Origin of the sequence: Actinophytocola sp., assembly GCF_045807065.1 — a bacterium.
In the GTDB taxonomy this organism is placed as follows: Bacteria; Actinomycetota; Actinomycetes; order Mycobacteriales; family Pseudonocardiaceae; genus Actinophytocola.
The window spans coordinates 1-22,015 of the sequence record NZ_JBJMIE010000126.1 but is presented as its reverse complement, the minus strand read 5'-3'; the positions used below and the strand labels follow the sequence as shown (position 1 = coordinate 22,015).

The 22,015-nt window shown below is 70.4% G+C and carries 24 protein-coding genes; 11 read left to right on the top strand and 13 right to left on the bottom strand.

All coding sequences use genetic code 11. The features are described 5' to 3' along the window. Both ACJ73U_RS07495 and ACJ73U_RS07490 read left to right on the top strand, forming a co-directional pair. The coding region (locus tag ACJ73U_RS07495) for an acyl-CoA dehydrogenase family protein (RefSeq protein WP_407776800.1) at positions 1 to 634 on the top strand (634 nt) is incomplete at its 5' end. Continuing rightward, on the top strand, positions 631 to 1,821 hold the full coding sequence (locus tag ACJ73U_RS07490) for an acyl-CoA dehydrogenase family protein (RefSeq protein WP_407776799.1): 1,191 nt from the start codon (positions 631 to 633) through the stop codon (positions 1,819 to 1,821). The genes ACJ73U_RS07495 and ACJ73U_RS07490, both read left to right, overlap by 4 nt. Positions 1,822 to 2,017: 196 nt before the next feature. Here ACJ73U_RS07490 and ACJ73U_RS07485 read toward each other — a convergent pair whose 3' ends face one another. The 7 genes from ACJ73U_RS07485 to kstD form a co-directional block, all read right to left on the bottom strand. Beyond that, positions 2,018 to 2,620, bottom strand: a complete 603-nt coding sequence (locus ACJ73U_RS07485) for a toll/interleukin-1 receptor domain-containing protein (protein WP_407776798.1) — start codon at positions 2,618 to 2,620, stop codon at positions 2,018 to 2,020. Further along, positions 2,617 to 3,111 (bottom strand): DUF6232 family protein, encoded by a 495-nt coding sequence (locus tag ACJ73U_RS07480; protein ID WP_407776797.1) that lies wholly within the window; start codon positions 3,109 to 3,111, stop codon positions 2,617 to 2,619. The genes ACJ73U_RS07485 and ACJ73U_RS07480 overlap by 4 nt, the downstream gene beginning before the upstream one ends. Positions 3,112 to 3,255: 144 nt before the next feature. Beyond that, entirely contained in the window at positions 3,256 to 4,116 is an 861-nt protein-coding gene (locus tag ACJ73U_RS07475) for a MaoC/PaaZ C-terminal domain-containing protein (RefSeq protein WP_407776796.1), read from the bottom strand. A 7-nt stretch (positions 4,117 to 4,123) separates the two neighbouring features. Then, positions 4,124 to 5,143, bottom strand: a complete 1,020-nt coding sequence (locus ACJ73U_RS07470) for a 2Fe-2S iron-sulfur cluster-binding protein (RefSeq protein ID WP_407776795.1) — start codon at positions 5,141 to 5,143, stop codon at positions 4,124 to 4,126. Then, the gene (locus ACJ73U_RS07465; RefSeq protein WP_407776794.1) at positions 5,136 to 5,444 is read right to left on the bottom strand and encodes a hypothetical protein; all 309 of its coding nucleotides are present in this window, start codon (positions 5,442 to 5,444) and stop codon (positions 5,136 to 5,138) included. The genes ACJ73U_RS07470 and ACJ73U_RS07465 overlap by 8 nt, the downstream gene beginning before the upstream one ends. Then, complete coding sequence (locus ACJ73U_RS07460; protein WP_407776793.1) at positions 5,441 to 6,565, bottom strand: Rieske 2Fe-2S domain-containing protein; 1,125 nt, start codon at positions 6,563 to 6,565, stop codon at positions 5,441 to 5,443. Before ACJ73U_RS07460 ends, ACJ73U_RS07465 begins: the two co-directional genes overlap by 4 nt. Continuing rightward, positions 6,562 to 8,235, bottom strand: coding sequence for a 3-oxosteroid 1-dehydrogenase (gene kstD, locus ACJ73U_RS07455; RefSeq protein ID WP_407776792.1), 1,674 nt, complete (start codon positions 8,233 to 8,235; stop codon positions 6,562 to 6,564). The genes ACJ73U_RS07460 and kstD overlap by 4 nt, the downstream gene beginning before the upstream one ends. Here kstD and ACJ73U_RS07450 point away from each other — a divergent pair. Further along, positions 8,234 to 9,802: an FAD-binding protein gene (locus ACJ73U_RS07450; protein WP_407776791.1), complete on the top strand. Its 1,569-nt coding sequence runs from the start codon at positions 8,234 to 8,236 to the stop codon at positions 9,800 to 9,802. The two genes, kstD and ACJ73U_RS07450, sit on opposite strands and share 2 nt — an antisense overlap. 4 nt (positions 9,803 to 9,806) lie before the next feature. On the opposite strand, the gene ACJ73U_RS07445 is transcribed toward ACJ73U_RS07450, so the two are convergent. Then, entirely contained in the window at positions 9,807 to 10,100 is a 294-nt protein-coding gene (locus tag ACJ73U_RS07445; protein WP_407776790.1) for a hypothetical protein, read from the bottom strand. Between the two features lie 249 nt (positions 10,101 to 10,349). On the opposite strand from ACJ73U_RS07445, the gene hsaA reads away from it, so the two are divergent. From hsaA to ACJ73U_RS07420, 5 genes are read left to right on the top strand one after another with little or no spacing between them, the layout of a single operon-like run. After that, a complete protein-coding gene (gene hsaA / locus ACJ73U_RS07440; RefSeq protein WP_407776789.1) occupies positions 10,350 to 11,513 on the top strand; it encodes a 3-hydroxy-9,10-secoandrosta-1,3,5(10)-triene-9,17-dione monooxygenase oxygenase subunit in 1,164 nt (387 codons plus the stop codon). 14 nt (positions 11,514 to 11,527) lie between these two features. Further along, positions 11,528 to 12,352 carry a 4,5:9,10-diseco-3-hydroxy-5,9,17-trioxoandrosta-1(10),2-diene-4-oate hydrolase gene (gene hsaD, locus ACJ73U_RS07435; protein WP_407776788.1) on the top strand — a complete coding sequence of 275 codons (825 nt, stop codon included), beginning with the start codon at positions 11,528 to 11,530 and terminating at the stop codon, positions 12,350 to 12,352. A gap of 3 nt (positions 12,353 to 12,355) precedes the next feature. Beyond that, positions 12,356 to 13,261 (top strand): iron-dependent extradiol dioxygenase HsaC, encoded by a 906-nt coding sequence (hsaC, locus tag ACJ73U_RS07430; RefSeq protein ID WP_407776787.1) that lies wholly within the window; start codon positions 12,356 to 12,358, stop codon positions 13,259 to 13,261. Beyond that, positions 13,258 to 13,794, top strand: coding sequence for a 3-hydroxy-9,10-secoandrosta-1,3,5(10)-triene-9,17-dione monooxygenase reductase subunit (hsaB, locus tag ACJ73U_RS07425; protein ID WP_407776786.1), 537 nt, complete (start codon positions 13,258 to 13,260; stop codon positions 13,792 to 13,794). Before hsaC ends, hsaB begins: the two co-directional genes overlap by 4 nt. Before the next feature lie 10 nt (positions 13,795 to 13,804). After that, on the top strand, positions 13,805 to 14,668 hold the full coding sequence (locus tag ACJ73U_RS07420) for an alpha/beta fold hydrolase (protein ID WP_407776785.1): 864 nt from the start codon (positions 13,805 to 13,807) through the stop codon (positions 14,666 to 14,668). Here ACJ73U_RS07420 and ACJ73U_RS07415 read toward each other — a convergent pair. Continuing rightward, positions 14,658 to 14,897, bottom strand: a complete 240-nt coding sequence (locus tag ACJ73U_RS07415) for a hypothetical protein (protein WP_407776784.1) — start codon at positions 14,895 to 14,897, stop codon at positions 14,658 to 14,660. The two genes, ACJ73U_RS07420 and ACJ73U_RS07415, sit on opposite strands and share 11 nt — an antisense overlap. 204 nt (positions 14,898 to 15,101) lie before the next feature. Between ACJ73U_RS07415 and ACJ73U_RS07410 the strand changes: the two genes are divergently transcribed. Continuing rightward, entirely contained in the window at positions 15,102 to 15,440 is a 339-nt protein-coding gene (locus ACJ73U_RS07410; RefSeq protein WP_407776783.1) for an MmcQ/YjbR family DNA-binding protein, read from the top strand. On the opposite strand, the gene ACJ73U_RS07405 is transcribed toward ACJ73U_RS07410, so the two are convergent. Beyond that, the gene (locus tag ACJ73U_RS07405) at positions 15,417 to 16,361 is read right to left on the bottom strand and encodes an acyl-CoA dehydrogenase family protein (protein WP_407776801.1); all 945 of its coding nucleotides are present in this window, start codon (positions 16,359 to 16,361) and stop codon (positions 15,417 to 15,419) included. The two genes, ACJ73U_RS07410 and ACJ73U_RS07405, sit on opposite strands and share 24 nt — an antisense overlap. Before the next feature lie 152 nt (positions 16,362 to 16,513). On the opposite strand from ACJ73U_RS07405, the gene ACJ73U_RS07400 reads away from it, so the two are divergent. Next, positions 16,514 to 18,067, top strand: coding sequence for a serine/threonine-protein kinase (locus ACJ73U_RS07400; protein ID WP_407776782.1), 1,554 nt, complete (start codon positions 16,514 to 16,516; stop codon positions 18,065 to 18,067). Here the strand turns inward: ACJ73U_RS07400 and ACJ73U_RS07395 are convergent. Genes ACJ73U_RS07395 through ACJ73U_RS07385 form a run of 3 tightly spaced genes read right to left on the bottom strand, consistent with a single transcriptional unit; the run spans position 18,045 to position 20,888 of the window. After that, positions 18,045 to 18,932 (bottom strand): acyl-CoA dehydrogenase family protein, encoded by an 888-nt coding sequence (locus ACJ73U_RS07395; protein ID WP_407776781.1) that lies wholly within the window; start codon positions 18,930 to 18,932, stop codon positions 18,045 to 18,047. The two genes, ACJ73U_RS07400 and ACJ73U_RS07395, sit on opposite strands and share 23 nt — an antisense overlap. Beyond that, complete coding sequence (locus tag ACJ73U_RS07390) at positions 18,929 to 20,059, bottom strand: acyl-CoA dehydrogenase family protein (protein WP_407776780.1); 1,131 nt, start codon at positions 20,057 to 20,059, stop codon at positions 18,929 to 18,931. Before ACJ73U_RS07390 ends, ACJ73U_RS07395 begins: the two co-directional genes overlap by 4 nt. Beyond that, positions 20,049 to 20,888, bottom strand: a complete 840-nt coding sequence (locus ACJ73U_RS07385; protein WP_407776779.1) for an enoyl-CoA hydratase — start codon at positions 20,886 to 20,888, stop codon at positions 20,049 to 20,051. The genes ACJ73U_RS07390 and ACJ73U_RS07385 overlap by 11 nt, the downstream gene beginning before the upstream one ends. A 42-nt stretch (positions 20,889 to 20,930) precedes the next feature. On the opposite strand from ACJ73U_RS07385, the gene ACJ73U_RS07380 reads away from it, so the two are divergent. Continuing rightward, positions 20,931 to 22,015, top strand: a 1,085-nt coding sequence (locus ACJ73U_RS07380; RefSeq protein WP_407776778.1) for an acyl-CoA dehydrogenase family protein, incomplete at its 3' end; no start/stop codon positions are given.

Sequence of the window (22,015 nt, the reverse complement as noted above, 5' to 3'; positions counted from 1 at the left end):
GGGCGGGTTCCGGCTGACGGGCGTGAAGTCCCTGGTTCCCCGTGCGGCGTCGGCGGAGCTGTTCGTGGTCGCGGCCGATGTGGACGGTCGCGGTCCCGCACTGTTCATCGTGGAGTCGTCCGCGGTGACCATCGAGTCGGAGCCGGCGATGGGGCTGCGCGGCGCCGGGACCGGCCGCGTGATCCTGGACCAGGTCGCGGTCCCCGCGTCGGCGCTGCTGGCGGCGGACTACGCGGAATGCGTGCGCCTGGCCCGCCTGGGCTGGTGCGCGCTGGCCGTGGGCACGGGTCGCGCGGTGCTGGACTACGTGATCCCGTACGTCAACGAACGGGTGGCGTTCGGCGAACCGGTGTCGCACCGCCAGGGCGTGGCGTTCCGCGTGGCCGACATCGGCACCGAGCTGGACGGCATGAAGCTGTTGACGTACCGGGCCGCCTCCCGCGCCGCGGCCGGCCTGCCGTTCGCCCGCGAGGTGGCGCTGGCGCGGAAGCTGTGCGCCGACAAGGGAATGGCGATCGGCAGCGACGGCGTGCAGCTGTTGGGCGGTCACGGTTTCGTGAAGGAGCACCCGGTCGAGCGGTGGTACCGAGACCTGCGTGCGGTGGGCGTGATGGAAGGCGCGGTGCTGGTGTGATCAACCTCGAGGTTCCCCGCAAGCTGACCACGCTGGTGGACCAGGCCCGCCAGGCGGCGATGGCGTTCCTGCGGCCGAACTCGCGCAAGTACGACCAGGCGGAGCACACGTACCCCAAGGAACTGGACACGTTGGCGTCCCTGCTGGACGGTCTGAGCGCGTCCGGAGGTGGCGCGGGTGCGGGAGGCGTGCGCCGCTCGTCCGGCAAGGCGTCGACGGCCAACCTGTCCCTGGTCCTCGGCACGATGGAGATGTGCTGGGGCGACGCGGGTCTGCTGCTGTCGATGCCCCGCCAGGGCCTGGGCAACGCGGCCATCGCCTCGGTCGCGTCTGAGGAACAGTTGGCCCGCTACAAGGGAAAATGGGCCGCGATGGCCATCACCGAGCCGGACACCGGTTCCGACTCCGGCGCCATCCGCACCACCGCCGTCCGCGACGGCGACCACTACGTGCTGAACGGCGAGAAGATCTTCGTGACGTCGGGCGAGCGCGCGGACTGCGTCGTCGTCTGGGCCACCCTCGACCGCTCCCTCGGCAAGGCGGCGATCAAGTCGTTCGTGGTGGACCGCGACACGCCGGGCTTCGAACTCGTGCGCCTGGAACACAAACTGGGCATCCGAGCGTCGGACACGGCCCACTTCCGACTGGACAACTGTCGAGTGCCGGCGGAGAACCTGCTGGGCTCCCCGGAGATCAAGCCGGACCAGGGCTTCGCGGGCGTCATGCAGACCTTCGACAACACGAGACCCCTGGTAGCGGCCATGGCGGTGGGCATCACCCGCGCGGCCCTGGAGGAAACCCGCCGCCTCCTGACCGAAGCCGGCGTCACCATCGACTACGACCGTCCCGCCAACACCCAACACGCCGCCGCAGCCACCTTCCTGGAGATGGAAGCCGACTACGAGGCGATGTACCTGCTGACCCTGCAGGCAGCGTGGATGGCCGACAACCGCAAGCCGAACTCCCTACAGGCCTCCTACGCCAAGGCCAAAGCAGGCCGCTCAGCCACGGCGATCACGTTGCGCTGCGTGGAACTGGCCGGCTCGATCGGCTACACAGAACACGAACTACTGGAGAAGTGGTCCCGCGACGCGAAGATCATGGACATCTTCGAGGGCACACAACAGATCCAGCAGCTGATCATCGCCCGCCGGTTGCTCGGGAAGACGTCGGCACAGCTCAAGTGACCTGCGGAAACGGACCCGGCTCGATTCTCGTTTGGTGGAACTCGAAGCCCTTCGATCGGCCTGGCGCACAACCAACGAGCGCTCACCGCGACCTTCCGACAGCTGACCCGACCTCCGCGCAACTGAAGTGACACAGGACGGGCTCGGCCGCGGCCGTCGGGGTGGACTGGCCGCGGCCGGGTTCGTGGTCCGGTGGTCATCGGGTGCGGAACAGGGCCATCGTGAGGGCCGGGACGTCTCGCAGCAGGTCCGCCACGAGTCTGCGTACGTCGTGTTCGTCGTAGGTGCGGCGTACGTGTTGGGCCTGGAGGTTCGCTATCGCTCGGATGTCTTCGGGGAGGTTCTTCGCGGACAGGCGGGTGCGGGCGCCTACCAGGACCGGCACCACGTGTGCTCGGTTGGCCAACGCCGTGGCGATCTCTCGGCGGACCCAGTCGGCGTGGTTGTTCAGCAGTCGCAGGCCATGGGCGTCGTCCCACTTCTCGCCGATGATCGAGAGCATTACCCTGCAGGTGCTGGCTCTGGTCAGCAGCTCGTCCGGGAACTCGATGCCGGCGGGCATCCACACGTCGCGGAAGACCGAGCCGCGGCCCAGCCGTCGGGTGATCTCCGCTTCGATGTCGGCTGCCGGCTTCTCGTCGGCGCTTCGGTAGTTGATGAAGACGACGGGGTCGCTCCACACGACGTTCGAGTCGCCCTGTCGGGGCGCCGCCGGATTGTTCGGGCTGCCGACCATCTTGCCCACGTTGTGGTCGCCGAACATGGTGACCCTGTCCCCGACGTGGAAATCACCGGTCATCGGACGGCCTTGCCGACGTTCTGGTTGCCGAACATGGTGATGTGGTCGCCCACGTTGAAGTTCTCCACGCGCATCTGGAACTCCGCCAGCGGATTGTTGATGGCATCCGTGATTCGGATCGCCAGGTCGTGCACGACGTGCGAGTTGTTGCTGATCAGGCCTCGATGCGAACCGGCGGCCGTTTCGACGACCAGCTCGTACAGGGTGAGTTTCAGGAACTCCACCAGTTTGATGGTCTTGTACACGACCCAGGCCAGCACGGCGAGGAACACCAGTACGCCGAACGCGTTCTGCGCCATGCCCGTCACCACACTCGCGCCGAACAACCACAACAGTACGTAGATGACGTGGCTCCGAATGGCCGCGCCGCGGTTCGGCACCAGCTGGAGCGTGTTGGTTCTGGTGATGTTGTGCAGTGGATAGGCCTCGGAGCCGAACCAGAGAATTCTTTGGCTCACGCGGACGTCAATGGACTCATGGCTGAGCGACATACCTGGATCTCCGTTCGCAACGGAAGCGTTTGGTACTGACAATCGCCGATAGGCGAGCGCAGGTTACTCCAGGCGGGTACTTGATTTTGCCGCGTCCGCGTTGCGACGCCTATTTTGTCAGGTAATTGTCCAAGCCCGCGGAATCTACCCGACGGTCAGGACCGTCTCGTCCAGGACCGGGGCGTCGTCGCGGGTGATGGCCGTTGCCGTCGCCCGGTAGCCGGTTTCCGTCCGCCACGCGCGGATCCGCAGCGGCTCGCCGGGGAAGAGGACGCCGGCGAACCTCGTGCCGAACGTCGTCACCCGGGCGACGTCGCCGTCCAGCAGGTTGTCCACCAACGCCTTGCACACCACGCCGTACGTGCACAGGCCGTGCAGGATGGGGCGGTCGAAGCCCGCGGTGGCCGCGAAGGCCGGGTCCGCGTGCAGCGGGTTGCGGTCGCCGCACAGGCGGTAGATCAACGCCTGCTGGGGGAGTGTCGGGACCTCCAGCTCCAGCACCGGATCGCCGGACGGTTCGGGCAGTCGGTTGGACGGCCCGCGGGAGCCGCCGAAACCGCCTTCGCCGCGTGCGAAGATGCTCGACGTCGTCGTCCACAGTGGAGTGCCGGACGGGGTGGTGACCGTCGCCTCCTGGATGATCACCGCCGCCTTGCCCTTGTCCCACACGTCCGCGATGCGGGCGTGGGCCACCGCCTGGCCGGCGGCGGGCAGGGGGGCGTGCACGGTGATCGACTGGGTGCCGTGCAGGACCTTCGCCAGGTCGATGTCGATGCCGGGGAACGTCACCGCCGGCGGCTCGAACGTGCGGAAGTTCGGCGCGACCACGCCGAACGTCGGCAGCACCTTGAGGCGGTCCTCCAGCACGTACTGAAGCTCCGAAGTGGACATCGGGTCCGCACCCGCGCCCAGCGCCAGGTGGTACAGCAACACGTCGTTGCTCGTCCACTCGAACCTCGTCACGCCCAGGTCCGCACCGATCGCCACCGCGGGGTCGATGGGCATCGTCACCTCACTCGTAGCTGATCTCGACCTCGTCGGTCACCGGCAGGGACTGGCACGCCAGGCGGATGCCGTCCGCCAGGTCCTCCTCGTCGAGGACGTCGTTGTTCAGCATCTTCACCTCCCCGGACACCAGCCGGCAAGCACACGCGCTACACGCACCCTCCCGGCACGAGTACGGCGCGTCAAGCCCGCGCGCCAACAACAGGTCCAGCAGCTTCGTGTCCGCCGGCCACTCGTGGGAGCTGGTCACCCCGTCCAGGGTCACCGTCACCGAGGCCGTGCGGGCGGCGGTGGCCGGCTCCTCGACCACCGCCCGCTCGAACGGGTTCGCCCCGAGCGACTTGAAGCGCTCCAGGTGGACCCGGTCGCGGGCCACACCAAGGCCGGACAGCGCGGCGCGGACCGCGGTCATGAACGGCGCCGGACCGCAGATGAACGCCTCGTACGAGCCGTAGGGCGCGGCCAGCGCGGCCAGCGTCTCCGTGGCCGGCAGGCCCTGCACCGACTCCAGCCAGTGGACCACCGTCAGCCGGGACGGGTGCCGGGCGACCAGCTCGACCAACTCCGCGGCGAAGATCACCGAGGCCTCGTCCCGGTTCGCGTAGACCAGCACCACCCGGCCCGAACCCGCCGCCAGCGCCGACTTCACGATCGACATCACCGGGGTGATCCCGCTGCCGGCCGCGAACAGCAGCAGGTCGGCGTCCAGGGAGGACGGCGTGAAGATGCCCGCCGGCGCGAGGGACTCCAGCTCGTCGCCGGGGGACACCGAGTCGCAGATCCAGTTCGAGCAGTAGCCGTCGACCGTCCGCTTGACCGTCACCTTCAGCGACGGGTCGACGTGCGGGGAGCTGGACAGCGAGTAGCACCGCGCCACGGAACCGCAGCGGTCGCTGGGGATCCGCAACGTCAGGAACTGCCCCGGCCGGTAGTCGAAGCCGGGTGAGTCGAAGACGAGCGAGCACGCGTCCGCCGTCTCGGGCACGACGTCCGCCACCCGCAGCCGGTAGGACCGCACCTCACTCATCCGGCACCGCCACCGTCCCGGTCGCCACCGCCTGCTCGATCGCCTCCCGCAGCCGCGGGCACGTGTCGATCCGCGCGGACAGCTCACCCGCCGCCACCCTGTCCGCGAACTCCGGGCACGACCTCGCCGGCGGCGACCGCCACTGGATGCTCGTGTGCACCCGGCTCGCCTTGCGCACCAGCACTTCCGTCGCACAGGCCGCGCACGAGACCGGCGCGAGCCCGTCGGTCAGGTAGGAGTGCTCGTCCGCCGACGTGCCGATCGGATCGGTGTGTGCCGGCGCCTTGGCCCAGACCGTCATCCCGCGGCCTCCTGGCGTGCGAGGTTCTCCGCGACCTCCTTCTCCCACACCTCGTTGGCACGGGTGGTGTCCACTTCGAACTCGAACCGCTGCGTCATCTCCTCGGTGACCTCGGCGGCGTCCACGTAGAACTGCTCGTACCACCGCCGCAGCTGGTAGACCGGGCCGTCCTCCTCGCACAGCAACGGGTTGTCGACGCGGGTCTTGTTCCGCCAGATCTCCACGTCCTGCAGGAACCCGATGCCGAAGCTCTTCGCGAGCTTGCCGGCCATCTTGTCGGCCTTCTCCTTCGGCAGGCCGGGCAGCTTCTTCACGCTGACACCCCACTGCAGGACGAAGGAGTCCGGCGTGACCGGGTAGTGGCAGTTGATCAGCACGGTCTCTATGGTCGTGCCGTGGAAGTCCTGCCAGAGATCGTTGATCATGTACGACGGGCCGTAGTAGGAGGCCTCCGACCTCAGCGTCACACCCTCGGCCGAGTAGCTCGACCCCAGGTTCACGTCCGGACGCGCCCGCGAGTTGAGGTACTGCGTGGCGATGTGGCCCTCGAACACGTTCTTGAAGTAGGTCGGGAACGCGAAGTGGATGTAGAAGAAGTGGGCCATGTCGACCATGTTGTCGATGATCTCGCGGCAGTTGGAGCCCTCGATGCGGACGGTGTCCCACGTCCAGTCGCTCCACTCCGGACCCGACGCGCCCTTGGTCTCCGGGATCACCACGTCGTCCGCGGGCGGCTTGCCCTCCGGGTCGTGCCACACGAACAGCTGCTTGTTGCGCTCCAGCGTCAGCCACGACCGGGTCCGCGCACGCAGCGGGATCCGCTTGGCGTAGGGGATCTCCACGCACTTGCCGGTGCCGGCCCAGCGCCAGTCGTGGAACGGGCACGCGATGGCCGCGCCCTTGACCTTGCCCTGCGTCAGGTCCCCGCCCATGTGCCGGCAGTACGCGTCGAGCACGTTGAGCCGGCCGTCCTCGGTGGCGAACACGACGAGCTTGGTGCCGAACGCCTCGACCGCGTGCGGTTCGCCGTCCCGGAACGGCTCCGCGAGCCCGAGGCAGTGCCAGCCGCGTGCGAACCGCGTGCGGGGCGCGCCCACGTCGATCGTCCGAAATGCAGTCATTCCTTCGCTCCCGCCATGTCGAGCGCCGCCAGGTACCCGAAGACCATGGCCGGCCCGAGGGTCGCGCCTGGTCCTCCGTACGTGCGGCCCATTACCGGCGCGCTCGCGTTGCCCGCCGCGTACAGGCCCTCGATCACCGAGCCGTCCTCGCGCAGCACGCGTGCCGCCGTGTCCGTGCGTAGGCCGCCCTTCGTGCCGAGGTCGCCCGGCACGATCCTGATGGCGTAGAACGGCCCGCGGCGCAGTGGCCCGAGGTTGGGGTTCGGCCGGTTGCGCGGGTCGCCGTAGTAGCGGTCGTAGGCGCTGTCGCCGCGGTGGAACTCGGCGTCCACGCCGGACTCCGCGAACCCGTTGAACCTCGTGACGGTGTCCCGCAGCTTCTCGGCCGGCACGTCGATCTCGTTCGCGAGCGCCTCGAGGGTCTGCGCTCTGCGCACCGCGCCGAACTTGTACCAGCGGCCGGGAAAGGGCTGCCGCGGCCCCAGACCCGCGAAGATGTAGCGGTTGCGGTAGGTCTGGTCCGCGATCAGCCAGGCCGGCACGCTGTTCGTCTCGTACATCGCGTGCACCGCGTCCACGTACGGCGCGGCCTCGTTCACGAACCGCTCGCCGCGCTGGTTGACCATGATGCCACCCGGCAGGCTGCGTTCGGCCAGGCAGAAGTACGGACCGCGCGGCAGCAGGATCGAGGGACCCCACCACGCGTCGTCCATGAGCGCGACCGCGGCGCCGAGCCGCATGCCGGCCTCGATGCCGTCACCGGTGTTCTCGGCCGCGCCGACCGTCCACTCGGTACCGATCGGCGCCTGCTGGTACTCCTTGCGCATCCGCTCGTTGTGCTCGAACCCGCCCGACGCCAGGAGCACACCCCTGGTCGCGCGGAGGACCTCGGACTTCCCGTCGCGCAGGATCGCCACGCCGACGACACGGCCGTCCTCGGTGACGAGATCGGTGAGCGGTGTCTCCAGCAGCACCGGAACGCCCGACCTGGACAGGCCGGCGCGGAGACCGGCCGACAGTGCCTGTCCCATCACGAGCAGCTGCCTGCGCAGGAGGAGGGAGAAGACGCGCCGGCCGGCGACCCGGGCCGAGCGGAGCAGTCCGCGCGGGTGCCGGGCGACGAGGTTCAGCCAGCGGAAGTCGGCCTGGGTGACCGCCATGCCCGTCGGCGCCCTGAGATACGGCGGCGTGAGCCTGGCCAGCTCGTCGCCGAGGACCGCCGCGTTCATCGGGCGCGGTTCCAGCGAGCGGCCCGACGGCAGGCCGCCGGGTGCCTCGGGGTAGTAGTCGGAGTAGCCGGTGACCCAGCGCATCCGCAGCGGCGTGTTCGCCAGCACGAACCGCAGCATGGCGGGGCCGTTGTCGAGGAACGCGGCACGCATGTCGTCGTCGACGACGTCGCCGGTGATGTGCTTGAGGTAGTCGCGTGCCTGCTCCGGCGTGTCGGGCACGCCCTCGGCGAGCAGCACGTCGTTGTTGGGGATCCAGACGCCGCCGCCGGACCGTGCGGTCGAGCCGCCGAAGGTCGGCGCCTTCTCGATGAGCACGGTGCGAAGGCCATGGTGGGCGGCGGTGAGGGCGGCGGTCATGCCGGCCGCGCCACTGCCGACCACGATCACGTCGTACTCGTCCATGGACTCCATACTAGAACAGGTTATAGTTTTTGCCATGCCCCTGGCGTGGGACTCGGAAGCGGATGTGGTCGTGGTGGGTTTCGGCGGCGCGGGTGCCTGCGCCGCGATCGAGGCCGCCCGGACGGGAGCACGCGTCCTGGCGCTCGACCGGTTCACCGGCGGCGGCGCGACGGCCGTGTCCGGCGGGATCGTGTACGCCGGCGGCGGGACGTCCGTGCAGCGGGCCGGCGGGGTGGCCGACACCGTCGACGACATGGTCGCCTACCTGCGGCAGGAGGTCGGGGACGTGGTCTCGCCGGAGACGTTGCGGCGGTTCTGCGCCGGCAGCGCCGACATGATCGACTGGCTGGCGGAGGCCGGGGTCCCGTTCGACGCGTCGGTGTGCCCGTACAAGACGTCGTACCCGTCGAACGACTACTACCTCTACTACTCGGGCAGCGAGACCGCCTGGCCGTTCCGGTCGCGGGCGACCCCCGCCCAGCGCGGGCACCGCGTGCACGGTCGGGGGACATCCGGTCAGGTGCTCTTCGCCGCGCTGGCGTTGGCGGCCCGCGCGGCCGGCGCGCACGTCGCCCAGCAGACGACGGCCACCTCGCTGGTGGTGGAGGACGGCCGGGTGGTCGGCGTCGAGTGCCGGACGCTGAGGTCACGCCGGCACGCGGTGCTGCACCGGTACGCGACGAAGCCGGGCCTGTACATCCCCGCCTTCGCGCGGGCGCTGCACCGCCGGATCACGAAGATCGAGTCGACCGGCGGCGAGGTGGTGCGCATCCGGGCGCGGGGTGGGGTCGTGCTGGCGGCGGGTGGGTTCATCAACAACCGGACCATGCTGCGGGAGTTCGCCCCGGCGTTCCGGGGTGGATTGCCGCTGGGCACGCAAGGTGACGACGGCAGCGGCATTCACCTGGGTGAGTCGGTAGGCGGCGTCACCGACCGGATGACGAAGGTGTCGGCGTGGCGGTTCCTGACGCCGCCGAGCGCGCTGATCCGGGGCATCCTCGTCGACCAGTCGGGGGCTCGTTTCGTCGACGAGTCGAGCTACGGCGCGGCGATCGGTGAGCGGCTGGTGCTCGAGCGGGGTGGCCGTGCCTGGCTGCTGGTCGACGAGCGCATCATGGCCCAGGCCCGCAGGCAGGTCCCTCGGGAAACCCTGTGGTTCCAGCGGCTCTCGGCGCACTACCTGCTGCGGGTGGCCCGGGTCCGGGGCGCGACGGTCGAGCAGGTGGCCCGCAAGGCGGGGATCGACCCGGCGGGCCTGGCTTCGACGGTGGCCGAGTACGGGCACGGCGAGGACGAGTTCGGCAAGCACCCGGACCTGGTCGCGCCGCTGACCGGGCCGTTCGCGCTGATCGACTGCTCGTTCGGGCCGCGGTTGGGGTATCCGTGCCCGACGCTCACGCTGGGCGGCCTGAAGGTCGACGAGGAGACGGGGCAGGTGCTGGACGCCGACGGCGGCGGGATCCCCGGGTTGTACGCGGCGGGCCGCAACGCCGTCGGCATCTGCTCGAACTCCTACGTCAGCGGCTTGTCACTGGCGGACTGCGTCTTCTCCGGCCGGCGCGCGGGCAGGCACGCGGCGGCCGGAGAACCACCTCAGGTGTGACGCCTCAGCCCTTGTCGCACTCCTCGATGTGCTGGATGATCAGCTCCGTGATCCGCTGCTGCCCCTCGGCGAGCAGTCCGAAGCCCTCGCGCATCTCCGTCTCGACCTTGCCGAAGCGCGCGTCGACCTTGTCGAACTTCTCGTCCACCCGGGCGAACCCGGCACGCATCTCCTTCTCGATCCTGGCCAAGTTCTTGCCATGTTCGAGCTGGTCTTCGCGTATCGCGTTGATCACGCCGGTGTGGCCGTGGAGCACCGCCGTGAAGTCGGACACGTCCTTGCTCGCTTTGCTGGCCAAGTAGCGCACCTCCGCCATCTCGAGTTCCAGTCGTGACACACGCTCATCGAGGCCTGTGGGCCGGCTCATCTGGTTCAACCCCTTTCGCTGTGGAGCGGTTGGGGCAGAGAGTGCCCTATGGACCAGGCAATCGCCAAAAGTTATCCACAGGTACGACCGAGTTATCCACAGGGAGTGTCAGGGGGTCTTGCGGAGGCGTCACAAAGCTGACGCGTCGACAAAAACGAGAACGTGTTCTAGTCTGGCGGGGTGAGTCAACAGGTGCTTGACGGTGTGCGTGAGCTCCTTCCCGCCTTCCGGGAGCGCGCGCAGGACACCGAGGACGCGCGCCGGATCTCCGAGCAGTCGATCAAGGCGCTGCAGCAGGCGGGCTTCTTCAAACTCCTGCAGCCGGCCCGGTACGGCGGTCTCGAGGCGCACCCCAACGACTTCTACCGGGCGGTCCGCATGATCGCCTCCGCCTGTGGGTCCACCGGATGGGTGGCCGCGGTGCTCGGCTGTCACCCCTGGCAACTGGGGCTCTTCGACGACCGGGCCCAGCGCGAGGTCTGGGGCGAGGACGACGACACCCGCGTCTCCTCCAGCTACGCACCCATGGGACGGGCCAGGCCGACCGACGGCGGGTTCGAGTTCTCCGGGCGCTGGAGCTTCTCGTCCGGTTGTGACCACGCCACCTGGGTGTTCGTCGGCGGGCTGGTCCTCAACGACGAGGGAGCGCCGACCGACTTCCGGACGTTCCTGGTGCCGAGGTCCGACTACGAGATCGAGGACGTCTGGGACACCATCGGCCTGCGGGGCACCGGCAGCAACGACATCATCGTCGACAAGGTGTTCGTGCCGGAGTACCGGACGCTGAGTTTCATGGACACGGGCCGCTGCTACGGGCCCGGCCAGGAAGTCAACACCGGGCCGCTCTACCGGCTCCCGTTCGCGTCCGTGTTCTCCTGCTCGATCGCCGTGCCGGTGGTCGGGATGGCGACCGGGGCCTACGACGCGTACGTCACCCACACGCGTGAACGCGTCCGCGCCTCCACGGGTGGGAAGGCGGCCGAGGACTCCTTCAACCAGCTCCGCATCGCCGAGGCGGCCAGCAAGATCGACGCGGCCGTGCTGCAGATCGAGCGGAACATCGACGAGGAGATGCGCTACGCCGGCGCCGGCGAGAAGATCCCCTTCCCGTTGCGGGTGCGGACGCGGCGCGACCAGGTGAACGCCACCAGCGCCGCGATCGCCGCGGTGGACCGGCTCTTCGAGAGCGCGGGCGGGCGGGCGCTGAAGGTCGGCACGCCCATCCAGCGGTTCTGGCGCGACGCGCACGCCGGCCGCGTGCACGCGATCAACGACCCGGAGAAAGCGCTTGCCATGTACGGCCAGCAGCAGCTCGGACTGAAGGTCCAGGACGCGTGGATCTGACAGTGGACCCGACAGTGGATCTGACAGAGGACACCAGGGCCGGCCTCCACTACTACGAGGCCGGACAGGGCGAGCCCGTCGTCATGCTGCACGGCGGGGGCCCCGGCGCGTCGGCGTGGAGCAACTTCGGGCGCAACCTGCCCGTGTTCGCGGAGCGGTTCCGCACGCTGCTCGTCGACCAGCCCGGGTTCGGCGGGTCGGACAAGTCGCGGGTGACCAGCCAGTACTTCACGTTCTCCGCCGACGCGCTGCTGAAGCTCCTCGACGAGGTGGGGGTCGAGCGCGCGCACCTCGTCGGCAACTCCCTCGGCGGCGGCACGGCCGTGCGGTTCGCCCTGCGCTACCCCGACCGCGCCGGCCGGCTCGTGCTCATGGCGCCTGGCGGGTTGGGGCTCAACGTGTTCGCGCCGGACCCGACCGAGGGCATCAAGCGGCTCTACCAGTTCGCCGCGCCGCCGGGTCCGTCGAAGGAGAAGCTCGCGGCGTTCCTGCGCACGCTGGTGTACGACCAGTCGCTGGTGACGGACGAGCTGGTGGCGGAGCGGTACCGGGCGGCGAGCGACCCGGAAACGCTGAAAGCCATGGCCTCCATGGGCGCCTCGTTCGCGAGCGAGCCCGAGGAGGGCATGCTCTACCGCGAGGCGCACCGCCTGCGCCAGCGCGTCCTGCTCGTCTGGGGCCGTGAGGACCGGGTGAACCCCCTCGACGGCGCACTCGTCGCGCTGAAGGTGATCCCGCGCGCACAACTGCACGTGTTCGGCCGGTGTGGGCACTGGGCGCAGCTGGAGAAGTTCGCCGAGTTCAACCGGCTGGCCATGGACTTTCTCGGAGGAGACTGAACGATGGGCATCCGATCCCTCGCCTACCTGCGGATCGAGGCCACGGACATCGAGGCGTGGCGCGTGTTCGGGCTCAAGGTGCTCGGCATGGTCGAGGGCAGGGGTGCCCGCGGCGACGCGCTCTACCTCCGCATGGACGACTTCCCGGCCCGTCTCGTGATCCTGCCCGGCGAGCGCGACCGGCTGGCCGCGTCCGGCTGGGAGGTCGCGAACGTCGGGGAGCTGGGCGAGGTCTGCGGCCGGCTCGAGGCAGCGGGCGTGCCGTACAAGGAAGGCACGAAGGAGGAACGGGCCGACCGGCGTGTCGACGAGCTGATCACGTTCGAGGACCCGTCCGGCAGCACCCTGGAGGTCTTCCACGGCGCCGCGCTGGAGCACCGGCGGGTCGTCAGCCCGTACGGGCACCGGTTCGTCACCGGCGAGCAGGGCCTCGGGCACGTCGTACTGTCCACACCGGACGATGCCGCGTCACTGCACTTCTACCGCGACGTCCTGGGTTTCCGGCTGCGGGACTCGATGCGGCTGCCACCGCAGGCGGTCGGCCGACCGGCCGACGGGGAACCGGCCTGGCTGCGGTTCTTCGGCTGTAACCCACGCCACCACAGCCTCGCCTTCCTGCCGCTGCCGACGCCGTCGGGGATCGTGCACCTGATGGTCGAGGTGGAGAACACCGACGACGTGGGGCTCTGCCTCGACCGCGCGTTGCGGCGCGAGGTCCCCATGTCCGCGACGCTGGGCCGGCACGTCAACGACCTGATGCTCTCCTTCTACATGAAGACACCCGGCGGCTTCGACGTCGAGTTCGGGTGCGAGGGCCGCACGGTCTCCGACGAGTCGTGGATCGCCCGCGAGAGCACCGCGGTCTCGTTGTGGGGCCACGACTTCTCCGTCGGCGCGCGGCCACGGTGATCACCCCGCAGCGGTTCCGCCAGGCGCTCGGCAACTTCTGCACGGGCGTCACGGTCGTGACCGCCATTCGGGACGCGGAGCCGGTCGGGTTCGCCTGCCAGTCGTTCGCGGCGCTCTCGCTCGAACCGCCGCTCGTGTTGTTCTGCCCGGGGAAGAACTCGCGGACCTGGCCGCACATCGAGGCGTCCGGCCACTTCTGCGTCAACGTGCTCAGCCACTCCCAGCAGGACGTGTCCGCGACGTTCGGCAGGTCGGGGGCGGACAAGTTCTCCGCCGTGCCGTGGGCGCCGGCCCCGTCCGGCGCGCCGATCCTCGCCGGCGCGTTGACGTGGGTCGACTGCGCGATCGAGGACGTGCACGAGGCCGGCGACCACTACATCGTCACCGGCCTCGTCACCACCCTGGGCGACCAGCGCGACGACCGGCCGCTCCTGTTCCACCGCGGCGCCTACACCGTCACCAAGCCGGCCGAGCCGACCCCGGGCATCCTCGACAACCTCATCACCTGGTCCCGCCACGACGACTGGATCTAGTGTTGGCCCCGTGGAGTTCGATGAGATCGTGGTCAGGACGGACCGGCTGGACTTCCCCGCGCTGGCGGCCGGTGAGGGCCCGGTCGTCGTGTGCTGGCACGGGTTCCCGGACCACCCGCTGACGTTCGCTCCCCTGGCCGAGCACCTCGTCGCGGCCGGTCGCCGGGTCGTCATGCCGTTCCTGCGGGGTTTTCACCCGGACACCTTCGACAAGCTGACCTACTCGGACGGCATCACGCTCGCCGCCGACGCCGCCGCGGTCGGCGAGGCGCTGGACGCGCCGGACATGATCGGCCACGACATCGGTGCCGGCATGGTGGGACGCGTCGCCGCGGCGTGGCCTGACCGGTTGGACCACGCGGTCACGCTCGCGGTCCCACCGCCCGCCACGCTGGCGAAGGCGTTGCGGGACCCGGCGCAGCAGCGGCGGCTGTTCTACGTGTTCCTGTTCACGATCGAGGGCGTCGCGGAGACCGTGCTGCGCGGCGACCGCGCGCTGGTCGACTACCTGTGGTCCACGTGGTCCCCGAGCCTGCGGCTCGACGACGCCTACCGCGGCTGGATCCACGCGATGTACGGCAAGGACGAGTACATCGACAACGCCCTGAAGCTCTACCGCGCGAACTTCGACACCCGCCGGATGGACCCCGCGCTGGTCGAGCACGTCGCGCGGACCGAGGCACCGGCGGACAAACCGTTGCTGCTGCTGGGTGGCGCCGAGGACGGGTGCCTCGACCCCCGGTACTTCGCCGATGCCCACGAGGCACTCGCCCCCGGGTCCGAGGTGGCGGTCCTGCCCGGCGTCGGGCACTTCCTCCACCTCGAACAACCGGAGGCGGTCGCGGCACGCGTCCTCGACTGGTTCAGTAGGTGAACGCCGTCGCGAACTGGAGCCACTGCGCGTCGGTCAACGCCGGCGCCGGTCGCTCGTTCGACCACGTGGCCTCGACGCCGATGACGTAGCCGTCCGGACGCTGCGCATCGATGGTGTAGTACGCGTGCGGCCTGTCGGACTTCGTGAAGGCGACGCGGGTGCCGTCGTCGAGGACCTCCGTGGTGCAGCCCGTCTGGTGGTCGCAGGACACTTCTTGCTCATCACCCAACGCGACCATGGGACGAAGCCGTTCTGGACGAGGTCGTTGGCCAGGTGTTGGTCGCCGCACAGCAGGTAGGCGAGCCGGGTCAGCGGTGCGGTCGAGCGGGCCACGAACGCGTGGAAGCTCTCGTCGTCGGTTCTGTCCCGCGGGCTCATGCTCTCCTCACCCGCTCCGGTCGCGAAAGGTTGCATCACAGGGGAAACTGGCGCCATGGTCACCGAGGACGACGTCCGCCGGATCGCGTTGTCGCTGCCCGCGGTCATCGAGAGGCCCTCCTACGGCACGCCCGGGTTCCGCGTGCGCGACAAGCTGTTCGCCCGCGTCCGCGAGGAGGGGGACGTCCTCGTGGTGTGGGTCGCCGACGAGGGTGAGAAGCGGGGGCTCGTCGCGTCCGAGCCGGAGAAGTTCTTCACCACCCCGCACTACGACGGGCACCCGTCCGTCCTCGTCCGGTTCGCCGCCGTCGGCATCGAGGAGCTGCGGGAACTGCTCACCGAGTCGTGGCGGCTGCGGGCGCCGCGGAAGTTACTGACCCAGCTGGGCGCCTAGCCGCGACACGTGGTCGCGGACCGACCCGAACAGGTGTGCGTTGCCGTGTGCCCGCTTGAAGTACAGGTGCGCGTCGTGCTCCCAGGTGATCGCGATGCCGCCGTGCAGCTGGATCATCTCGCCGGCCACCTGGGTGAACGCCTCCACGCACCACACGAAGGCGCTCGTCGGGTCCCCGCCGGTCACGACCGCCTCCGCGGCCGCCAGTGACGCCGACTCGGCCGTCTCCACCAGCACGTGCATGTCGGCCATCCGGTGCTTCAACGCCTGGAACGAGCCGATCGGCCGGCCGAACTGCCTTCGCTGCTTCGCGTAGGACACGGTCAGCTCCAGGCAACGGGCCGCCGCCCCCGCCGACTCCGCCGCGAGCGCCGCACACGCCACGTCCCGCACCCGCGCCATGTCGGGCACGCCGAGGAACTCGCCGGCGCCGGTCGCGGACACCGTCGCCAACCTGCGGGTCGGGTCCAGTGCCCCGCAGGGTGTGACCGAGACCTCAGCGGGCGGCACGGCGTACAGGCCGTCCTCCCCCGGCACCAGGAACACGTCCGCCACCTGCGCGTTCAGCGCGTACGGGCCCCACGCGAGCGACGGGACCAGCGAGCCGGCCGCGATCTCGGGCAGCAGGGGACCGGCCCCCGTCGACAGCAGCGCGGCCGACGCGAGCACCGACCCGAGCAGCGGGCCGGGCGTGAGGAACCGGCCCAGCTCGGCCAGCGCGATCCGGGTCTCCAGGAAGGACGCGCCGGCGCCGCCGTGCTCCTCGGGAACGTGCAGGCCGGCCACACCAAGATCACCCAGGCGTGCCCACAGCTTCTCGTCGTAACCCGAGGACGAGGCCATGGCCGACCGGGTGTCGCCCTCCCGGATGAGCAGCGTTCGGACCGTTTCCCGCAAAGCGTCCCGCTCATCGGCCACCAAACTATTCAACCAAACGATTGCTTGGTTGCCTAGACGTAGCTCGATCAGGTGCATTCGATATTCTCAGGGTCCAGGTCGGGGCCTGGCAGCGAAACCAACCTGAGGAGTCCTTGGTCATCGAGAAGGGTGCACTGGTCGCCAGCCGATACCGCTTGATCGAACAGATCGGCAGCGGCGCGATGGGCGTCGTGTGGAAGGCGCAGGACGAACGGCTCGGCCGTATCGTCGCGATCAAGCGACTCGTCGTCCGGTACGGCCTGTCGAGCACGATGACGGAAGAGGTGCGCAGGCGCGCGATGCGGGAGGCCCGGATCGCGGCGCGCCTGCAGCACCGCAACGCCATCGCGCTGTTCGACGTCGCCGAGGACGAGGGCGACCCGATCCTGGTCATGGAGTTCCTGCCGTCCAAGAGCCTGTCCGCGGTGCTCGAGGAACGCGGGACACTGCCACCCAACGAGGCCGCCGAGATCGGCGCGCAGGTGGCCGAGGCCCTGGCCGCGGCGCACGCCGTCGGCGTCGCGCACCGCGACATCAAGCCGGGCAACATCCTCCTGGCCGAGAACGGCACGGTGAAGATCACCGACTTCGGCATCTCCCGCGCTCTCGACGACGGCACGGTCACGACGCAGACCGGCATGCTCGCCGGCACCCCCGCCTACCTTGCCCCGGAGATCGCCCGCGGCGACGACCCGTCCCGCGCCTCCGACGTGTTCTCCCTCGGCTCGACGCTCTACCACGCGATCGAGGGCTGGCCCCCGTTCGGCACGAACACCAACCCGCTGGCCCTGCTGCACGCCGTCGCGTCCGGCAACGTGCCGCGGCCGCGCAACGCCGGCCCGCTCGAGCCGACGCTGATGAGCCTCATGAAGGTCGACCCGAGCGAGCGGCCGACCATGAAGGAGGTGGCCGAGGCCCTGGCCACCGCCGCGACACAGATCCTGCCGGTGCCGGCCACGGCCAGCACGAGCGCCCCGAAGACGCCGCCCCGGCCGACGCTGGTCGTCCCCCAGACGCCCCAGACCCCGCCGACGCCCCCACAGCCGATGGAGGCGCTGCCCTCCGCCGCGTACCGCAGGCCAGAACAGCCGATGGGCAAGGCCGGGCCGTCCAGGCGGAACCTGGTGATCATCGGCGTGGTCGCCGCGGTGGTGCTGGTCGGCACCCTGTTCACGGTGCTCATCCTGAATGGCGGCGACGGCGGCGGGAATCCCGGCAACACCGCCCAGGGCGACACCACCACCAGCAAGCAGGCCGGACAACAGCAGAACGGCGGCGGCAACTCCACCGAGGAGAAGCCGCCCCCCTCCACCGGCAAGAGCACGACGACCACGCCGTCCAGCCCGTCCTCGTCGCCCAACGCGACCCAGATCACGCCACCACCGGGCCAGGACATCCCGTTCAGCCCGGCCGGCCAGTTCGTGATCAACTACTACAACAGCAGCAGTTCCCTCGACCAGCGTTGGGCCATGCTCTCGCCGTACGCGCAGGCGCAGTTCGGCGGCCGGGCGGGGTTCGACCAGTGGTGGTCGCAGTACACGAGCGTCAGCTCCTCGGACTCCAACGACGTCAGGAAGAACCCCGACGGCTCACTGGACGTGCCGGCCACCGTCACCTACACGTCCGCGACGGGCTCCTCGTCCGAGCGCAGGCGGGTTCGGGTGACGGTCCTGAACGGCAACCTGCTCATCGACTCGTTGGCGAAGTGACGGCGTCCAGGACCCGGCGCCGGTGCCAGGTCTGGGTGCCCCACGCCGAGCGCAGGGCCCGCACCTTGAGCAGCCACAGCGACAGGTCGTGCTCCTGGGTGAAGCCGACCGCGCCGTGGACCTGCAACGCGGCCCGCGCGGCCAGGTAGGCGGCGTCCGCGGCGGCCACCCGCGCGGCGGACACGTCCTCGGCGGCGCCGGTGACCGCCGCCGCGTGGACGAGGGGCCGCGCGAACTCCAGCGCGACCAGCACGTCCGCCAGGTGGTGCTTGACCGCCTGGAACTCGCCGACCGCGCGGCCGAACTGCCGCCGCTGCGTCACGTACGCGGCCGCCTGCTCCAGCACGCCCCTGCCCAGGCCGACCAACTGGGCCGCCTGGCAGAGAACCCCCAGGTCGACGACCTCCGAGGCGTTCCCGACCCACTCGCCCGGCCGGACCTCGAAGAGCCGGCGGGCCGGGTCGACCGAGGTGAGCCGGGCGCCGACCTCGGCCCGGCACACCGCGTCGCCGCTGACCATGAACGGCGTGGCCACGTCCGCGTCCAGCGCGTACGGCACGTGCGGCGGCACCGCGACGGTCGCCAGCTCGGCGGCGATCCCCAGCGTGGGCGCGACGGCGTACGACTCGATCAGCGGCCCCGGCACCGCGTGCCGGCCCAGCTCCTCGAACACGACCGCCAGCTCGACCGGGTAGTCGGCCAGCTCATCCACGCCGATCTTGCCGAGCCGGGCGAGTACCTCCAGGCCGGGCGCGTGGTCGCCGGCCGCCCAGGCCCGGATGGCCGCCGGCGTGTCCGCGTCGGACAGCAGGGCGTGCACGCTCGCGGCCAGCTCCCGCTGCTCGGTGCTCGGCGTGAACCTCATCGGTCACCCCTCGGCAGGCCGAGCAGCCGCTCGGCGACGACGTTGCGCTGGATCTCGTTCGTGCCCGCGTAGATCGGCCCGGCCAGCGAGAACAGGTACCCGGACTGCCACGAGCCGGCCAGCTCGCCGTCCGCGCCGAGCAGGTCCAGCGCGGTCTCGTGCAGCCGCACGTCCAGCTCGGACCAGAACAGCTTGTTCACGCTGGACTCCGCGCCGAGCCTGCCGCCTTCGTCGAGCCTGCTGATCGTGCCCAGCGTGTACAGCCGGTATGCCCGGGCGCCGATCCACGCGTCGACCACGCGGTCGGCGACCTTCGGGTCCGGGTTGGACCGCCACAGCTCGACGAGCCGGTCCGCGGCCGCCACGAACCGGCCGGGGCTGCGCAGCGTCAGGCCGCGCTCGTTGCTGGCCGTGCTCATCGCGACCCGCCAGCCGTCGCCGGGCTCGCCGATCACGTCCTCGTCCGGCACGAACACGTCGTCGAGGAAGATCTCCGCGAAGCCGGGCACGCCGTCGAGCTGGGGGATCGGTCGCACGGTCACGCCCTCGGCCCGCAGGTCGAACATGACGTACGTGAGCCCTCGATGTCGTCCGGCCTCCGGGTCGCTGCGGAAGAGCCCGAACGCGCGGTCGGCGTGGCTCGCCCGGGAGCTCCAGGTCTTCTGTCCGTTGAGGACCCAGCCGCCGTCCACCCGGGTCGCCCTGCTCCGCACGCCCGCCAGGTCGCTGCCGGCCTCCGGCTCCGACCAGGCCTGGGCCCAGATGTCGTCGGCGCGGGACATGCGGGGCAGGATCCGCCGCCGCTGCTCGTCGGTGCCGAACGCCATCAGCGTCGAGCCCAGCAACGCGATGCCGTTGGCGCTGACCCGTCCGGGCGCGCCGGCCGCGTAGTACTCGTCCTCGAACACCACCCACGACAGCAGCGGCGCGTCCCGGCCGCCGAACTCGTGCGGCCAGGTCACAGTGGACAGCCGCGCCTCCGCGAGCGTCCGCTCCCACTCGCGGTGCGGCTCGAAGCCCTCGTCGGTGTCCATGGGCGGCAGGGGGGTCGCGGGCACGTGCGCGGCGAGCCAGTCCCGCACCTCGTCGCGGAACTCGAGCGTCTCGGCGTCCAGGTCAAGATCCACTGGCGTCCCTCATCGATCGGGCGTCCATGCCGGCGAGCGAGTCCTTCGCGGTCTCCGCGTTGTGGGCGTGGGCGAAGTGGTGCAGGCCGAACACGGAGTCCATGCCGGCGCGCAGGCCCATCTGGTCCTCGGCCTGGTTGACGGCGCGCTTGGTGAGCGCCAGCCCGAATCTCGGCATCGTGGCGACCTGCTCCGCAAGCGCTTGCGTCTCTTTCTGCAACTCTTCGCGCGGCACCACCCGGTTGACCATGCCCCGCTGGAGCGCCCAGGCCGCGTCGAACCGGCCGCCCGTGAACAGGAACTCCTTGGCGGCCCGCGGACCGAGCACCCACGGGTGCGCGAAGTACTCCACGCCCGGGATGCCCATGCGCACGACCGGGTCGGCGAAGAACGCGTCGTCCGAGGCGACGATCAGGTCGCACACCCAGGCCAGCATGAGGCCACCGGCGATGCACGCGCCCTGGACCATGGCGATCGTCGGCTTCGGGATCTCCCGCCACCGCCGGCACATGCCCAGGTAGACCTCCATCTCGCGGGCGTACCGTTGGTCGCCGCCCTCCTTGCCGACGTGGTCCCACCACAGGACGGCCTTGCGCTCGAAGGACCTGTCGACGTCCCGGCCCGGCGTGCCGATGTCGTGTCCGGCGGAGAAGTGCTTGCCGGCACCCGCGAGCACGACGACCTTGACCTCGTCGTCGTCCACGGCGCGGGTGAAGGCGGCGTCGAGCGCGTAGGTCATGGCGGAGTTCTGGGCGTTGCGGTACTCGGGGCGGTTCATGGTCACCGTCGCCACCGGCCCGCTGACCTCGTAACGGACTTCGTCAGCCACGCTGCCTCCCAACAAAGCAATTGCTTGGTAGGCTAACATCCCATGGTGGCTCTGGCGGAGTTCCGAGCGACGGTGCGGGAATGGCTGGCCGACAACCTCTCCGGCGAGTTCGCCGCGCTGCGCGGGCTCGGCGGACCCGGTCGCGAGCACGAGGCGTACGACGAGCGCGTCGAGTGGGACCGGCACCTGGCCGCGGCGGGCTGGACGTGCCTCGGCTGGCCCGTCGAGTACGGCGGCCGCGGCGCGTCGGTCGAGGAGCGGGTCGTCTTCCACGAGGAGTACGCACGCGCCGGCGCGCCGGCGCGGGTGGGCCACTTCGGCGAGGAGCTGCTGGGGCCGACGCTGATCGCGCTGGGCACCGACGCGCAGCGGGCGCGGTTCCTGCCGCCGATCAGACGGGTCGAGGAGCTGTGGTGCCAGGGCTACTCGGAGCCGGGCGCCGGGTCGGACCTGGCCTCGGTCTCGACGTCCGCCGTGCTCGACGGCTCCGGAGACGGCGCCGAGTGGGTCATCACCGGCCAGAAGGTGTGGACGTCGCTCGCGCACGTGGCCCAGTGGTGCTTCGCCCTGGTGCGCACCGAGCCGGGCTCGACCCGGCACGCGGGCCTGTCGTACCTGCTCGTGCCCATGGACCAGCCGGGCGTCGAGGTCCGTCCCATTGAGCAACTGACGGGCGGGTCGGAGTTCAACGAGGTCTTCTTCGACGGCGCCCGCACCCCCGCAGACCTGGTCGTGGGCGAGGTCGGCGGCGGCTGGCGGGTGGCCATGGCCACCCTGGAGTTCGAGCGAGGGGCGTCCACGCTGGGTCAGCAGGTGGGTTTCCGGCGGGAGCTGGACGCGCTCATCGAGGTCGCGCGGGACACCGGCGCGCTCGACGACCCGGTCGTGCGGGAGAAGCTGACCAGGGCCCGGATCGGCCTCGACGTGATGCGGTGGCACGCGCTGCGCACGATCGGCGACGCGGCCGGCGCGTCGGTCACCAAGCTGGTGTGGGCGAACTGGCACCGGGGGCTCGGCGAGCTGGCGATGGAGGTGCTGGGCGCGGCGGGCCTGGTCCACGGCGGCGACCTGTCGGACTGGCAGCGGCTGTTCCTGTTCAGCCGCGCGGACACCATCTACGGCGGTGC

Excerpts from the sequence above, each read along its gene's own strand:
- ACJ73U_RS07485 (WP_407776798.1), bottom strand. The coding sequence starts at position 2,620 with ATGACCGGTGATTTCCACGTCGGGGACAGGGTCACCATGTTCGGCGAC.
- ACJ73U_RS07480 (WP_407776797.1), bottom strand. The coding sequence starts at position 3,111 with ATGTCGCTCAGCCATGAGTCCATTGACGTCCGCGTGAGCCAAAGAATT.
- ACJ73U_RS07475 (WP_407776796.1), bottom strand. The coding sequence starts at position 4,116 with ATGCCCATCGACCCCGCGGTGGCGATCGGTGCGGACCTGGGCGTGACG.
- ACJ73U_RS07470 (WP_407776795.1), bottom strand. The coding sequence starts at position 5,143 with ATGAGTGAGGTGCGGTCCTACCGGCTGCGGGTGGCGGACGTCGTGCCC.
- ACJ73U_RS07465 (WP_407776794.1), bottom strand. The coding sequence starts at position 5,444 with ATGACGGTCTGGGCCAAGGCGCCGGCACACACCGATCCGATCGGCACG.
- ACJ73U_RS07460 (WP_407776793.1), bottom strand. The coding sequence starts at position 6,565 with ATGACTGCATTTCGGACGATCGACGTGGGCGCGCCCCGCACGCGGTTC.
- ACJ73U_RS07450 (WP_407776791.1), top strand. The coding sequence starts at position 8,234 with ATGCCCCTGGCGTGGGACTCGGAAGCGGATGTGGTCGTGGTGGGTTTC.
- kstD (WP_407776792.1), bottom strand. The coding sequence starts at position 8,235 with ATGGCAAAAACTATAACCTGTTCTAGTATGGAGTCCATGGACGAGTAC.
- hsaC (WP_407776787.1), top strand. The coding sequence starts at position 12,356 with ATGGGCATCCGATCCCTCGCCTACCTGCGGATCGAGGCCACGGACATC.
- ACJ73U_RS07410 (WP_407776783.1), top strand. The coding sequence starts at position 15,102 with ATGGTCACCGAGGACGACGTCCGCCGGATCGCGTTGTCGCTGCCCGCG.
- ACJ73U_RS07395 (WP_407776781.1), bottom strand. The coding sequence starts at position 18,932 with ATGAGGTTCACGCCGAGCACCGAGCAGCGGGAGCTGGCCGCGAGCGTG.